We start from the raw sequence: 14,306 nt of genomic DNA, 5'->3' as shown, positions 1-14,306 counted from the left end.
GATGGTGAGTGTCGTATTGGCCAGCTTCTTGGTGAGCTTTGGCGGTCGTGTCTTGTTGGAAAGATCCCCGACCCAGATGGGCCGGGGAAGTACCGATTGGATCGAACGGATTACTGCGCTTCGCCCGCGCCACCGCCGGTGGCTGCGCCGCCCATGCTGGAGGCAATCGACAGCGAGTTGCGCTGCATGTTGCCGGTGCCGGAGGCGATGTTGACGCCGATGTTGCCGGTGGCGCCGCGCAGGGCATTGCCGCCCAGGGTGGCAGTATTTTCCTGGTAGACCAGCACTTCATTGAAGGAGTTGCTGGAACCGGAAGCGGTGCCGGCCAGGCCAATCAGACCGGCCTCGACGAAGCCGAGAGAACCGCCTTCTTCACCCTCGAAACGACCGTCGTTGCCATCCGGGCCCTGGTCGTCGAAGTCAGCATGGCCCCACAGGGACTCGCCGCCGGGGTGGCTATCGCCGCCCTGCCAGATTTCCGGATAGACGTCGTTGGTCTGCTCCCAGTTGCCCTCGTAGCTACCGACACCGCCACCGATGTAGCCACCGCCCAGTACCACGCCGGCGCTGAACTCGGAGCCGCTTTCCAGGGTCACGACCTGTCCTGCGGTGGTGGTGCTGTTGTTGTAGCTGGCCTGGACGCCGCCGGTGGTGGCGTCGGCGCTGCCGCTGGCGGTGTTGACGGCTGCCGCCAGGCTGTTGTGCTGGGCGTTGCCGATACCAGCCGCGACGTTGACGCCGATGTTGCCGCTGGCGTTACGCAGGGCGTTGCCACCCATCAGGGCAGTGTTCGGGCTGCCGGTGATGCCAGTCATGTTGTTGGAGGTGGACTGGAAGGAGAAGGAAGCCGCCTGGCCGAATACGGTGGCCGCGTCGGAAGACGACAGCGCGGCGTCGTTGGCCTGCTGGTTGTTGTCACCGGCGGCCACGTTGGCACCGATATTACCGGCAGCACCCTGCAGGGCATTGCCGCCCAGGGTCGCGTCATTGGTGGTCAGGTCTTGCGTGGCATAGTTGTTGTCGCTGAACTGCTTGCTGTCCACGGTGGCGCCGGAGTAGTTGTCATCTGTAACCAGGGCTCCACCGAGCGCACCCAGCCGCTTGTAGGTGTGGGAATCGTTCTTGATATGAACGTCGTAGCGGTTGTTGACGTCGGAATCCATGTAGGAATCGGTGTCAAAGCTGTTGTCCGCCAGTGCCGCCGGTGCGACCAGAAGTGCAGAGATGGCCAGAGCGAGCGGTGCTTTTTCGAAAGTTTTCATGATCGTTCTCCTGAATGAACCGTACTGTCTTTTCACTGCTTTTATTGACGTCACTCGTTGTCTTCCACGCTTGCTCTATTGGTTGAAGCGATAGCTGAAGCTGTTGCGAGTGGCGTTCCCCGTGCCGGCTGACTGGTTGACCTGAATCACTCCTCTGGCGCCCCCGAAGGTACTCTCATCGATCTCGAGATTCCGGATGGCGCTGTCGGAGCCATTGCTGCTCGACCCATTCAGCCCCTGCCTTGGTGCCAGCACCTGTTGCAGACTGTCGTCGCTCAGGCCGCTGACCGTGCTCCCCAGAGCCATGCCGAAGCTGTTGCTCTGAAGGTTGCCTATCCCCGCCGCCTGGTTGACGGACATCCACCCGGAGGCTCCACTAAAGGCGCCCTCCCTGATGGCGGTGCCCACCTCCATGCCGGCGAGTCGTTCGTCGATGCGCACCTGCTGCACCAGACGATTGTTGATGGTGGCGCCATCACCGATGGCCAGGGCGCCGCTGTTGGACTGCAGATTCTGGTTGCCCGCGGCCTGGTTGGCCGCCGCGACACCACTGACACCGCTGAGCGCCTGTCCGCTGATCACGCTGCTGCTGCGCAGGCCGCTCAGGTCCTGGCCCTGGGCCGGGTCCGGGCTCACCATCACCAGCCCGAAGGCGGCGGTAAGCACCAGGCTGCGAGTCAGCCGTACCGGCACGAATGAAGGCTTGAAGATCCGCATGATCAGCGCCTCCCGCCGGTCAGGGGCGCCAGCGCGCCAGTCACGGTATTGGCGATACCCGAGGTCGCCCCGATCACGCTGCCACCGGCTGCCGATCCGCCACCGACCGAGGTCGCTACCCGATTGCTGCTGCCCAGGGGGCCGGTGCCGAGATTGGCGCCGGTACCCAGGGCGCGGTGCATCTGACTCATGCCGCGGCCTACGCCGGCGGAGATACTGGCCGCCCGGGTGTCATCGAGCATGATCGCGGAGACCCCACCCATGCGGGTGTGAACGCTGCCGGTGGCGCTGCGCGCCATGTTGCTGCTGTGCATCAGGTCGGCACGGCCACGAATCGGCCCGCTTTCGCGATTGACGTAGCCGAATGGCGCAGTCTCGACCTCTCGCAGCATGATGATCTCGCCGGGCTGGACGCCGGGGCGAAGATCGGCGCCGAGGCTCTGGTCGGTCCCCACACCGACCAGGCCCACCGCTACTACCGCTGCGGCCAGGGCCAGACGCCACTGGCACGTCACGGCGTTCCCGCTTCCCCCTTGCCCTTCTTTGTGCTTCAGGTGTCCCATGGTGATCACCAGTCCCGTTGCGTAGTGACGTTGGCGCTCTGACGGTTGTTCAGCCCGTTGGCTGCGCGATGGCTGCTGTCGTCGCCCCCGCCTCCGGCACCTCGTCCCGGCCGTTCGTCCCAGAGGATGACGCCGTCGGCGTCGATTCCCTGCTCCGGCACGAAGCGGCCTCGAATTGTGTCCAGCGCCCCGTCATTGACGAGGTGCTGCTCCCCGGGAGCGCCGAACACCTGCTGCTCGTCGAGCATCGCGGTGTCCGATCGGGCCGACATGGATCCGGTGGCGGCCAGCGCCACACCGATCGCGATGGACGCGCCAAGGACTAGGGTCCGGCTGTTTGCGATCGTCTGGTTCATGTCGGCGTCTCCTCGGGTCCTGTTCCCGTTGCAGTGTTTCTCCTGCACAAAGAACAGAGCAATCGCCGTGCCAACTTATAACCTGTTGATTTATAGGCATTTTTATTTTTGTGCGAAATGAAGAGTGTTAAGCGGATGAAACAACGCACCTTCAGCCGATGAGAAAAAACAGCACAAAACATCGTCAACTATCTGTTTTGTCGGTGGTTTTCCAAAAAGTACCGTTACTGGTACAGCACAGAACTGAGCGATAGCGACAAACAGGCAAAGCGACGCTGCCAGCCTGGCACTATCGTGCTGAAGGGCCCGCGTGGCGGGGGTTTCAGAAGAAACAGCAAAAAAATGTGGCAGGGTGTGTTCAAGGACGACATTCGCGTTACGAGGGAAGCCGGCACCTTGTACGGATGGGGGAGAAATGTCAGAAATCACATGATTGAGCACAGTTAAAACTGACCCATCAACAAGCAATATACTGATATAAAAGGTATTTTTTAGACATTCACCACTTCAACACTGTCCTTCTGGCCAATGTTTCAACAAAGCAACACTTTTGCGCCAGGCCCATTTTTCGGGAGTACGAAGCATCAGCTTCGTCCGCATAGCGTCGACATCTTGCCGCGATCTCTCAACGTCGATAATCGGATCCGGATGTCAGAGCGCAGATACAAGGGTGATAGAAGGACCCAGATGCCAGGGCGATAGAAAGCCCCCAGATAGCAGAGCACTGGAACCTGGATGCAAAAAGCCCCGCTTGCAGCGGGGCTATTAAAGAGTGGTTTGCCGAGAGGTCATATAGCCGAGATGTCATATAGAGAGAAGAGAGCGCTGCGAGGAGAGAGAGGAGAGACCTGCCGATAACGCCTCTTCACTATCGCTCGAACAGAATCAATGACACCAGGCCGTCAGGAAAAGGCGGCCTCCTGGGGAGGCGTACGTGAAATACCGTGCTTGTCGAGCAACCGATAGATGGTCACCCGGGAGACGCCAAGTTCCTTGGCGGCGGCGTTGACCCGGTACTTGTTGCGCCCCAGCGCCGAGAGCAGCGCATCACGCTCGGCTTCCTCGCGAACCTCTTCAAGCGTTATCTGGTGGCGGTTCAAGCCACGCCGTTCGATGCCGAGGTCCTCGGGCTGGATCAGGCGGTTTTCGCACATCACCATGGCCCGGCGAACCCGATTGATCAGCTCGCGGACGTTGCCGGGCCAATGGTAGCGCTGCATCACCGACAGCGCCTCTCGGGAAAAGCCTTTCAGACAGGAGGCCTTCTCGCAGGAGAAGCGCTCGAAGAAGAAACGCGCCAGGATCTCGATATCTTCCGAGTGCTCGCGCAAGGCAGGTACCTGCACCTGGAGCACATTGAGCCGGTGATAGAGATCCTCCCGAAAGCGTCCCTCCTTCACCGCCAGCTCGAGATTGACGTGGGTCGCGGCGACGATACGCACGTCCACCGGAATATCCTCGAGCCCACCGACGCGCTGGATACAGCGCATTTCCAGAAAGCGCAGCAGGTTGACCTGAAGCTCCAGCGGCAGGTCGCCGATCTCGTCGAGGAACAGGGTGCCACCGTCGGCCGCCTCGATACGACCGATCTTGCGTTGCGAGGCACCTGTGAAGGCGCCCTTCTCGTGGCCGAACAGCTCTGACTGAATCAAATGCTCGGGCAGGGCGCCGCAGTTGATGGCGTGAAAGGGCTGGCGCGAACGCGTGGAGCGCTCGTGGATGGCCTGAGCCGTCAGCTCCTTGCCGGTACCGGACTCCCCGCTGATGAACACCGGGGCATCGACCACCGCCACCTTGCGGATGGTCTTGAACAGGTTCCACATCACCGGCGTCGTACCGACGAACTCGTACTCGCTGTCTTCGGCGGCGGCCGACATGCGCTGTTCTTCACGGTCGCGCTGCTGCAGCATCGACAGTTCCGCAGCGTGCTCCATCAGAATCGACAGGCGTAGCAGATCCACCTGGGGCGACACCAGGGAGTGGCTCAGGTGGGCCATGATGCGACGCATCTCGGGGTCGTCACACTGATCCGAGGTGCCGACCGCGATCCAGGGCCTTTCGCTTTTCAGGATCAGCGGTTCCAGATGGCGCAGGTCCTGACAGGACAGGTCCTCCAGTACCATGATGCCGACCCGGCAAGGGTCATCAGGCTGCAAGCGGCAATCCGACAGCGGCGACACCAGCGGATGCATCTGCCAGCCACTCGACTGCAATCCCTCCAGCAGGTGGCCGGCACGACCACCGGGGTCGCCGATCCACCAACTGCAACGTTGCTTGACGTCCATCGCCTGTCCCCTGAACCCAACCGCCCGCAGACACCAGCAACGATCGGACTGTCGCGCCAGCGCGACTACGAACCCGACCGCCCTCGATCCATCTGCGCCTGCGTAATGTAATCGTTATCTCACATGAGTATCGGTTGAATCATAGCACCGTATTACGCTCTACCTCGAAACGGTAGTCCACGGTGGGCCGCCGCCACATACAGTTCGAGCTGTCGGGCTTCCTCTTGACAAAATCGCGCTACCGCATCGTTGAGGCGGGGATCATTGACATGATGCAAGGACGTCAGCCGGCGGGGGACGAAGCCCCGGGACACCTTGTGCTCACCCTGGGTTCCGGGGTCAAAGCAGTCGAGGCCTCGCGCAAGGCAGTGCTCGATACCCTGGTAGTAACAGGCCTCGAAGTGCAAACAGTCGGCCAGCACCTCGCTGCCCCAGTAGCGACCGTAGAGGGTTCGAGTTCCCTGAAGGCAGAGCGCGGCGGCCACCGGGCGGCCTTCAACAAAAGCTTGAACAAGCACAAGGTTTTCCGGCATATGACGGCGAAGCCGCTGAAAAAATACCTCGCTTAGATATCCTGTCGTACCTCTTTCGAGATAGGTGATGCGATAGCAGCGAAAGAAGTGGCGGATCGCCGCTTCGTCGATCTCGCTGCCCTCGAGGCGCCGCAGTTCGATGCCCTGGTCGGCGACACGGCGACGCTCGCGTCTTACTTCCTTGCGCCGTTTCGATGTCATCGCCGCCAGGAATCCCTCGAAGTCGCCGAAGCCCTCGTCTCGCCATTGAAACTGCACGCCGCTTCGGGCGATCAGGCCCGGACAGGCCTGTCGCCAGGCGGCCACCTCCGAGTCCTCGGCAAACAGCAGATGCCAGCCCGATAGCCCGGGGTCGTCTTGCCACTGGCTCGCCAGCATGGCCATGACGGTCTGCTCGTCTTCACCTTCTGCCAGTGCCAGGCGCGGGCCTGGCGCCGGGGTGAAGGGGATCGCGCTCACCGCCTTGGGGTAGTAGCGCCCCCCGGCACGCTCCCAGGCATCCGCCCAGCTCCAGTCGAACACGTACTCGCCCCAGGAGTGCTCCTTGAGGTAGTAAGGCAGCAGGCCTACCAGTCGCGCCCCTCGCCACAGCGTCAGATGTCGAGGCTGCCAACCGGTGCCCTCCCCCACCGCACCGGTGGCCTCCAGCGCATCGAGAAATTCGTGACGGGCAAAGGGGTGGTCCGGGTCCACCAGGGCGTTCCAGTGCTCGGCCGGCACCTCGGCGACGGTCTCCAGGCACTTGACCGAAAGACCTTCCTTGGCGTGGCCGCCCTGTTCTTGCTGCGGGGATGATGGCGTCACAACCCACTCCTTGCACTTTGCGATTCAGCCACAGAGTGCCAGACTTTGGAGGTGCTCGTCGCCGAGATCGTCGAAGGCGGCGACCACCGGCCACTCCCTGTAAAAAAACTACATATTCGACCAAAGCACTCGGTCAAGGGGGAGGAAATTGGCTTTTTATTTGGTAAAGTTACGTACCTGACCCGCATCAACACGTCTGAGGTTGACCATGGCTAGCCAGCAAGCTTCTTCGCTCGATCCCACCGTCGCCCGCGTCACCGAGCGCATCCGTGAGCGCTCTCGGCAAAGGCGCGCCCTCTACGAAGAGCGCATGGAGGCCCAGCATCGTCGCGGCGTCCATCGCTCCGAACTGTCCTGCGGCAACCTGGCCCACGGTTTTGCCGCGTGCGGCAGCGAGGACAAGAATCAGCTCAAGCTGATGAATAGCGCCAACCTCGGCATCATCTCGTCGTACAACGATATGCTGTCGGCGCACCAGCCGTTCGAGACCTTTCCCGAGGTGATTCGCGAAAGCGCCCGCCAGATGGGCTCTACCGCCCAGTTCGCCGGCGGAGTGCCGGCCATGTGCGACGGCGTCACCCAGGGCCAGCCGGGCATGGAGCTGTCGCTGTTCTCCCGCGACGTCATCGCCATGGCCACCGCCGTGGGCCTGTCGCACAATATGTTCGACGCCGCCCTCTATCTTGGCGTGTGCGACAAGATCGTGCCGGGCTTGTTCATCGGCGCGGCGCGCTTCGGCCACCTGCCGACTACCTTCATCCCGGCCGGGCCCATGCCCAGCGGCCTGCCCAACAAGGAAAAGGCCCGCGTCCGTCAGCTGTTCGCCGAGGGCAAGGTCGGCCGTGACGAGCTGCTGGAAGCCGAGTCCGAGAGCTACCACAGCCCCGGTACCTGCACCTTCTACGGCACCGCCAACTCCAACCAGCTGATGATGGAGTTCATGGGGCTGCACCTGCCGGGCGCTTCCTTCGTCAACCCCGGTACCGACATGCGCGAAGCGCTGACTCGTTTCGCCACCGAACAGACGATCCGCAATACCGAGCCCGGCGGCGACTACCGTCCGTTCTATCGCCAGATCGACGAGCGTGCCATCGTCAACGCCATGGTCGGCCTCTTGGCCTCCGGCGGCTCCACCAACCACACCATGCACCTGGTGGCCATGGCCGCGGCGGCGGGTATCACCATCAACTGGGATGACTTCTCGGAGCTGTCCTCCGCGGTGCCCAGCCTGACCCGGGTCTATCCCAACGGCCAGGCCGATATCAACCACTTCCAGGCCGCCGGCGGCATGAGCCTGCTGATCCGGGAGCTGCTCGGTGCGGGCCTGATCCACGGCGACATCCCGACGATATTCGGCACCGACCTGACCGCCTACACCCAGGAGCCCTTCCTCGAGGATGGCAAGCTGGTATGGCGCGAAGGCCCCCTGGAGAGCCTCGACCCGGACGTGCTGCGCCCGGTATCCAACGCCTTTGCCGCCACCGGTGGCCTCAACGTGCTCGAGGGTAATCTCGGCCGTGGCGTCATCAAGGTGTCGGCGGTAGAGGCTCAGCACCGGGTCGTCGAGGCGCCGATCAAGATCTTCGAGGAACAGAACGACCTCAAGGCCGCCTTCGACGCCGGCGATCTCGACCGTGACGTCATCGTGGTGGTGCGCTTCCAGGGCCCCAAGGCCAATGGCATGCCCGAACTGCACAAGCTGACCCCCTACCTGGGCGTCCTGCAGGATCGCGGCTACAAGGTTGCCCTGGTCACCGACGGGCGCATGTCCGGTGCCTCGGGCAAGGTACCTGCGGCCATCCACATGACCCCGGAGGCGCTGGACGGTGGCCCGCTGGCCAGGCTGCGTGATGGCGATGTGGTGCGCCTGGACGCCGACAAGGGCGAGCTGTCTGTCGTGCTCAGCGACGCCGAATGGCGGGATCGTCCCAAGCGAGTGGCCGAACTGGACCACTACCATGTGGGTCTGGGTCGCGAGCTGTTCGGCGGCTACCGTCACCTGGCCATGGGCGCCGAGGAAGGCGCCGGCGTCTTCGGTGGCTTCGAGGCCGACGACCTCGAGCGCCAGCAGGGACAGATCCACGACGAGGACGCCTGAGTTCGCCCATGACACGCCAAGCGCTGATCGGGGACATCGGCGGCACCAACGCACGCTTCGCGCTGGTGTCGCCGGGCAAGACTGCCCCCCACGACATCCTGACCCTGCCCTGTGCCGACTATCCCGGCGTGGTGGAAGCTGCCCGTGACTACCTCGAGCGGGTGGGCGCCAGCGGCGAGAAGGCCCCGCGGGAGGCGTGCCTGGCGTTCGCCTGTCCGGTGCACGCCGAACGGGTCAGCATGTCCAACAATCACTGGAGCTTCCTGAAGGGCGAGGTCAAGCGTGACCTTGCCCTGGATGACTTCAAGGTCATCAACGACTTCATGGCTCAGGCGCTCGGCGTCCCCCACGTCGATTCGCATGATCTGGTCAGCATCCAGACCGGCGAGGCCGAAGGGCACGCCGCTCGACTGGTCATCGGACCGGGCACTGGCCTCGGCATGGCTGGCCTCTTCCCGGCACGGCGCGCCTGGGTGCCACTGCCCAACGAGGGTGGCCATGCCAGCTTCGCGCCCACCGACGAACAGGAGCTCGAGATCTATCGACGCCTCCACCGTCGCTATGGCCGGGTCAGTGTGGAACGCATCCTGTGCGGCCAGGGCCTGCTCGACCTTTACCGAGTACTGGCCGAGATCGATGGTCTGGAGGCCAGCGCCACCACGCCGGCTCAGGTCACCGAGGCCGCCAACCGCGGCGACCCTCTGGGGCGTGATACCATTCTGCGCTTTCTCAAGATCCTCGGCGACGTGGCGGGCGACGCTGCGCTGACCCTGGGTGCGAGAGGCGGCGTCTACCTGTGTGGTGGCATCGTGCCACGGCTGATCGACTGGCTGCCTCACAGTGGGTTTCTCAGCGCCTTCTGCAACAAGGGAAGGATGCGCCCTTACAACGAAGCCATCTCCATCCAGGTGGTCACGGCCCCGTGGACGGGGCTGCTGGGCGCCGCCGAGGCGCTCCACAACGAGGAGGTCGAATGATTCCGGCAACGCTCAAGACACGTATCGACGAGGTAGAGGGCCAGGGGCACATCCACTGGGCCGGCCGCGACATCTGGGTGGCCAACGAGAGCTGGGGCCAGCTGGCGATCTCGTTGCAGGGCGCCCAGGTGCTTCACTATCTACCCGCGTCCGACGCCACGCGAGCCGCAGGCGCTTCTCCCGCGCCCGACCCCACGCAAGCCGCAGGCGCTTCACCCGCCAAAGCCACCGTCGATAGCGGTGCGGATGATCCGCTGGTGCCCGCTGGCTGGCTGTGGGTGACCCCAACGCCCCAGGACGTGCCGGGTGCGATTCGTGGCGGCATCCCCCTGTGCTGGCCGTGGTTCGCCGACGAGAACACCGCCGACGAGTCCCCCGACCGCTCCGGCCCGATGCACGGCCCGGCGCGCAAGGCCGACTGGCAACTGGACGCGGTGGACGAGCACGAAGACGGCGTCGAGGTGCACCTGTCACTGCCACAGCACCTGCACAGCCAGTTGCATCCCCGTGCGGTGGTCCAGGCCAACGCCCAGCGTCTGCACGTGGAGCTGATCACCGAGCACCTGGGCGAGACGCCGGTGAAGATGACCGCCGCCCTGCACAGCTATCTGGCAGTGGATCAGGTCTTCGCTTGCCGCGTCGAAGGCCTCGTCGGGGCCCGCTACCTGGACAAGCTCAAGGGCTTCGCCGAGAGCGAGCAGGTGGGTGAGCTCGGGGTCCGTGAAGGCGTCGATCGTATCTATCATTCCAACGCCGAGGTGGTGCTCGATGACGGCCAGCGCCGCCTGCGAGTGGCTCGCCAGAACAGCGACTCGGTGGTGGTGTGGAATCCCGGCGAGACACCCAACCCGGACACCCCGCTGGACGCCGCCCGCCGTTTTCTGTGCGTCGAGTCCGCCAACACCCGCCTCGATCCGGTGTGGCTGGTACCCGGCGCCCAGCATATGCTCGGCACCACCCTGTCGCTGGCCGACAACCACTGATCGACGAGGAATCCCGCCATGCCCCCCGTGATCGCCTTTGGTGAAGCCCTGGTCGACATGCTCTCCAGTCGTCTCGGTGATGCCGCCGAGGGACCAGAGACCTTCACCCCCTACGCCGGTGGCGCGCCGGCCAACGTGGCCGTGGCCTGTGCGCGTCTGGGACTGACCAGTCGCTTTCTCGGCATGCTGGGCGACGACCACTTCGGCGACTTCCTGGCCCGTGAGCTCGAGCACCACGGCGTCGACGTCTCCGGCGTATCACGCACCCGCGAGGCCCGCACCGCCCTGGCCTTCGTCTCCCGCGACGCAGACGGCGAGCGCACCTTCGACTTCTATCGTCCTCCCGCCGCCGACCTGTTGTATCGCACCGAGCATCTGCCCCATGGAGTGTTCAGCGAGCCCGCCATCGTCCACCTGTGTAGCAACAGCCTTACGGACGATGCCATCGCCGCCACCTCCCTGGCGATCACCGAGATGGCCTCCCGGGCAGGCTGTCTGGTCAGCGTCGATGCCAACCTGCGTCACAACCTCTGGCCCGAGCACAGCATCGACGTCGGCCTGGTCACCCGCCTGCTCGACCAGGCCGACCTGATCAAGCTGTCCACCGATGAACTCGACGCCCTGCGGGGTGACCACCCGCGTGACGACTGGCTGGCCGAACGCCTGGCCGCCGGTGCTCGCCTGATCGTGATCACCGATGGTCCCGGTGCGGTCGCCGCCCACACCACCCAGGGCGTCAAGCGCATGACACCGCCGCCAGTCAAGGCGGTCGATACCACCGCCGGTGGCGATGCCTTTATCGGCGGTCTGCTGGCGGCTCTGGCCGACCACGACTGGCAGCGCCCCAACTGGCAGCACGACGAGGCCTTCCTCGAACGCGCCCTGACCCTGGCCTGTCGCTGCGGCGCCCACGCGGTGACGCGCCCCGGCGCCTACGCGGCCCTGCCGCGCCGCGAAGACGTGATCGACAGCTGACATCTCGACAACCTCGGGTGACCCGAAAGTCCCCCGCCGCCATGCCCGGGCTTATCGCCTCCCCGCCCTGGCATGGCGCCAGCGATTGACCAGCCTGTGGACGATCAGCGGCAGAAAGATGGCAGCCACCGCGCAGCCCTGGAACCAGGCCAGACGATAAGGGTGCGCCCATGCGCCCGAGTATCCAGTCAGGATCCCCGTGCAGGTCAGCACGATGGCCGCGGTGATCGTTGCCGCCAACCACTCGAGCCTGACCCAGCGCCGCGACCAGCGGTACACCACGACTCCTTCGACCAGCGACAGCAACCCAACCCCCCACGAGTGGTAGCCCAGGGTCATCCCCCAGGACACACCACCCCGGTACTCCCTGCCCAGGTAATCGGCGATCTCATGACCGACGCTGTACCCCACCACCAGAAGCAGAAAGCGCAGTCCTGGTAGTCCAAGCACGCGGTAAAGCAATCCTAGGTTCATTGACGGCCTATTCCATCACTGCGTTGACGGCTTGGGTCAGGCCAGGTCCCTGGCCTGCACCAGATGCCTTCCGGCTGGCGCGCTGATGGCGCCCTGCACCAGCGCCTCGGCGATGCGGGCCACCGGACTGGGTCGCCACTGGCGCGGCAGCAGCGGACGCAGACCGCGAGAAAGCGCGAGCCCCAGGCGCTCGGCGTGGCGCACCTCGGCTCGCTCACCGTCGATCAGGCCCGGCCTGACCAAGGTCAGGCTGGGGTAGTCGAGGTCGAGCAACTCGGCTTCCAGTTCGCCCTTGACCCGGGAGTAGAAGAAGCGCGAGCCACGATCGGCGCCTAGCGCCGAGTTCAAGGCAAAGCGTTCGGCACCGGCGGCTCTGGCGCGGCGCGCAAACCACAGCGGCAACTCGAGATCCACACGTCGAAAGGCCTCTCGCGAGCCGGCGGCCTTGAGGGTGGTGCCCAGTGCGCAGATCACGCCATCCGCCTTCCACAACTCGTCATTCCCCTCCAGCGCCTGTGCATCACCTCGTCCAGTCTTGTCCGGTCGCAGTGACTCCAGATCGGCGAAATCGACGACCGGGGCGGCTAGCCTTGGGTGCGCAAGCGTCAGCGGTCGGCGTACCGGTGCCCGCACCTCGGTGACGTCGGGATGGGCCAATGCCTGGCGCAGCACCTCGCTACCCACCAACCCCGTCGCGCCCAGTATCAACAGTTTCATAGGTTTTCTCCGCTCGCTCAGGCAACCATCATCCCATGGCGGCGGACAAAAAAAATCCGGCCAGAGGCCGGATCAAGGACAGCACCAGCTGTCGAGAGAGCACATGGATAGGCATGACGCCCTTCCGGTGCAGAGAGCTCAGGAATCATGACGAAGCGGCCAGCGCCGCTTCGTCATCGAGCATTCGGTGATGGCTTCAGTGATGGAAACGATCCGCGGCTTCCTTGGCCAGGGCGCGGATGGCGTCCCAGTCACCGGCGTCGACCAGCGACTTCGGGGTCAGCCAGGAGCCGCCCACGCACATGACGTTAGGCAGCGCCAGGTACTCGGAGGCGTTGCCCAGGTTGATGCCGCCGGTGGGGCAGAAGCGAGCTTCGCCAATGGGGCCGGCGAAGGCCTTGAGCGCCTTGACGCCACCGCTGGCTTCGGCCGGGAAGAACTTGAAGCGACGATAGCCGTACTGCCAGCCGGTCATCAGCTCGGAGATGGTGGCCACCCCCGGCAACATCGGCACCGGGCTCTCGACGCCGTAACGGTAAAGCGCCTCGGTGGCGCCCGGGGTCACCACGAAGTCGGCACCGGCCTGCTCGACCTGACGATACTGAGCAGGTGTCAGCACGGTACCGGCGGCGATGCTGGCCTGGGGCAGCTCCTTCTTCAGCCGGGCGATGGCCTCGATCGCGCAGTCGGTGCGCAGGGTCACCTCGAGCACGCTGAGACCACCTTCGACCAGGGCGCGGCCCATGGGCACGGCGTCCTCGATGCGATCGATGACGATCACCGGGATCACCTCGGCCTTCAGGCAGATGCTGTCGAGCTCGGTGGTGCGGGTAGACGGAAGCTGTTTTTCAATGGTCATGAGCGTGGCTCCAGGAAATCAGGGCGCCCAGTAGACGGCCAGCGGGCAGCTAAGAAAGGCACGAATGGGCAGTTCACGTACGTTGTCACCGGCCATGGCGCTTCCCAGCACGGCGCGCTTGTCGTCACCGGTCAGGTGCAGGTAATGGCGGCGGGCATGGTGCAGGCGCTCGGCGCTCAGGGTAATGCGCGCCTGGGGCTGGCTCGGTGTGCGCACCGCCACCACATGGGCATCGGTGCTCAGTGCCAGGTCCAGTTCGCGACTGTCAGGAAATAGTGAGGCGGTATGGCCATCGCCGCCCATCCCCAGGATCACTACCGATGCCGGCCAGGACAGGCCCGTCAGTCGCTGGGCGACCTCGTCGGTGCCTTCCTCGGGGGTATCGTGTTCGGTGGTGAGCGGGACAAAGGTGGCCGCCTCGGCCCGGTTGATCAGCAGGTGCTTCCTGACCAGCCGGGCGTTGGAATCGTCGGCCTCGGCAGCGACCCAGCGCTCGTCGGCCAGGGTCACGTCGACCCGATCCCAGGGCAGTGTTTCCTGGGACAGTGCCTCGAAGAACGGCACCGGGGTGGAGCCGCCGGACACGATCAGCAGGGCGCGATCCTGGGACGACAGATCCTCGCGCAGCGCCGTGGCCACAGTCTGCGCCAACTGGTGCGCCAGTTGCTCTCGGGGAGACGGAGAAAGTTGCTCGCTGCTCATG

The 14,306-nt window shown here is 64.4% G+C and carries 14 protein-coding genes; 4 read left to right on the top strand and 10 right to left on the bottom strand.

Features of this window, described 5'->3' with window-relative positions:
* Nucleotides 1-110: 110 nt before the first annotated feature.
* The 6 genes from NFG57_RS04150 to NFG57_RS04125 form a co-directional block, all read right to left on the bottom strand.
* Nucleotides 111-1,262: a hypothetical protein gene (locus NFG57_RS04150; RefSeq protein ID WP_108131379.1), complete on the bottom strand. Its 1,152-nt coding sequence runs from the start codon at nucleotides 1,260-1,262 to the stop codon at nucleotides 111-113.
* A 75-nt stretch (nucleotides 1,263-1,337) separates the two neighbouring features.
* Entirely contained in the window at nucleotides 1,338-1,979 is a 642-nt protein-coding gene (locus tag NFG57_RS04145) for a hypothetical protein (protein WP_045991028.1), read from the bottom strand.
* A 2-nt stretch (nucleotides 1,980-1,981) separates the two neighbouring features.
* On the bottom strand, nucleotides 1,982-2,494 hold the full coding sequence (locus NFG57_RS04140) for a hypothetical protein (protein WP_045991027.1): 513 nt from the start codon (nucleotides 2,492-2,494) through the stop codon (nucleotides 1,982-1,984).
* Between the two features lie 53 nt (nucleotides 2,495-2,547).
* Nucleotides 2,548-2,898, bottom strand: coding sequence for a hypothetical protein (locus tag NFG57_RS04135; RefSeq protein ID WP_045991026.1), 351 nt, complete (start codon nucleotides 2,896-2,898; stop codon nucleotides 2,548-2,550).
* 902 nt (nucleotides 2,899-3,800) lie between these two features.
* A complete protein-coding gene (locus NFG57_RS04130; protein ID WP_231498460.1) occupies nucleotides 3,801-5,183 on the bottom strand; it encodes a sigma-54 dependent transcriptional regulator in 1,383 nt (460 codons plus the stop codon).
* Between the two features lie 152 nt (nucleotides 5,184-5,335).
* The gene (locus tag NFG57_RS04125; protein WP_181248585.1) at nucleotides 5,336-6,454 is read right to left on the bottom strand and encodes a GNAT family N-acetyltransferase; all 1,119 of its coding nucleotides are present in this window, start codon (nucleotides 6,452-6,454) and stop codon (nucleotides 5,336-5,338) included.
* Between the two features lie 274 nt (nucleotides 6,455-6,728).
* Between NFG57_RS04125 and edd the strand changes: the two genes are divergently transcribed.
* Genes edd through NFG57_RS04105 form a run of 4 tightly spaced genes read left to right on the top strand, consistent with a single transcriptional unit; the run spans nucleotide 6,729 to nucleotide 11,553 of the window.
* The gene (gene edd, locus NFG57_RS04120; RefSeq protein ID WP_045991024.1) at nucleotides 6,729-8,618 is read left to right on the top strand and encodes a phosphogluconate dehydratase; all 1,890 of its coding nucleotides are present in this window, start codon (nucleotides 6,729-6,731) and stop codon (nucleotides 8,616-8,618) included.
* A gap of 8 nt (nucleotides 8,619-8,626) precedes the next feature.
* Nucleotides 8,627-9,595 (top strand): glucokinase, encoded by a 969-nt coding sequence (gene glk, locus NFG57_RS04115; RefSeq protein WP_213227585.1) that lies wholly within the window; start codon nucleotides 8,627-8,629, stop codon nucleotides 9,593-9,595.
* Entirely contained in the window at nucleotides 9,592-10,578 is a 987-nt protein-coding gene (locus NFG57_RS04110) for a D-hexose-6-phosphate mutarotase (protein WP_348815452.1), read from the top strand. The genes glk and NFG57_RS04110 overlap by 4 nt, the downstream gene beginning before the upstream one ends.
* A gap of 18 nt (nucleotides 10,579-10,596) precedes the next feature.
* Entirely contained in the window at nucleotides 10,597-11,553 is a 957-nt protein-coding gene (locus NFG57_RS04105) for a carbohydrate kinase (protein ID WP_306169081.1), read from the top strand.
* 51 nt (nucleotides 11,554-11,604) lie between these two features.
* Here NFG57_RS04105 and NFG57_RS04100 read toward each other — a convergent pair whose 3' ends face one another.
* The 4 genes from NFG57_RS04100 to pgl form a co-directional block, all read right to left on the bottom strand.
* Nucleotides 11,605-12,027 (bottom strand): hypothetical protein, encoded by a 423-nt coding sequence (locus NFG57_RS04100; protein WP_348815451.1) that lies wholly within the window; start codon nucleotides 12,025-12,027, stop codon nucleotides 11,605-11,607.
* A 36-nt stretch (nucleotides 12,028-12,063) separates the two neighbouring features.
* On the bottom strand, nucleotides 12,064-12,744 hold the full coding sequence (locus NFG57_RS04095; RefSeq protein ID WP_348815450.1) for an NAD(P)H-binding protein: 681 nt from the start codon (nucleotides 12,742-12,744) through the stop codon (nucleotides 12,064-12,066).
* Nucleotides 12,745-12,940: 196 nt separating this feature from the next.
* Nucleotides 12,941-13,603: a bifunctional 4-hydroxy-2-oxoglutarate aldolase/2-dehydro-3-deoxy-phosphogluconate aldolase gene (locus tag NFG57_RS04090; protein WP_045991018.1), complete on the bottom strand. Its 663-nt coding sequence runs from the start codon at nucleotides 13,601-13,603 to the stop codon at nucleotides 12,941-12,943.
* An 18-nt stretch (nucleotides 13,604-13,621) separates the two neighbouring features.
* Nucleotides 13,622-14,305, bottom strand: coding sequence for a 6-phosphogluconolactonase (gene pgl / locus NFG57_RS04085; RefSeq protein WP_045991017.1), 684 nt, complete (start codon nucleotides 14,303-14,305; stop codon nucleotides 13,622-13,624).
* Nucleotide 14,306: the final 1 nt, after the last annotated feature.

The organism is Halomonas sp. H10-59 (assembly GCF_040070555.1).
Taxonomy (GTDB): Bacteria; Pseudomonadota; Gammaproteobacteria; order Pseudomonadales; family Halomonadaceae; genus Halomonas; species Halomonas litopenaei.
The sequence above is the reverse complement of the archived record's forward strand: the minus strand, read 5'-3'. Positions and strand labels throughout refer to the sequence as shown.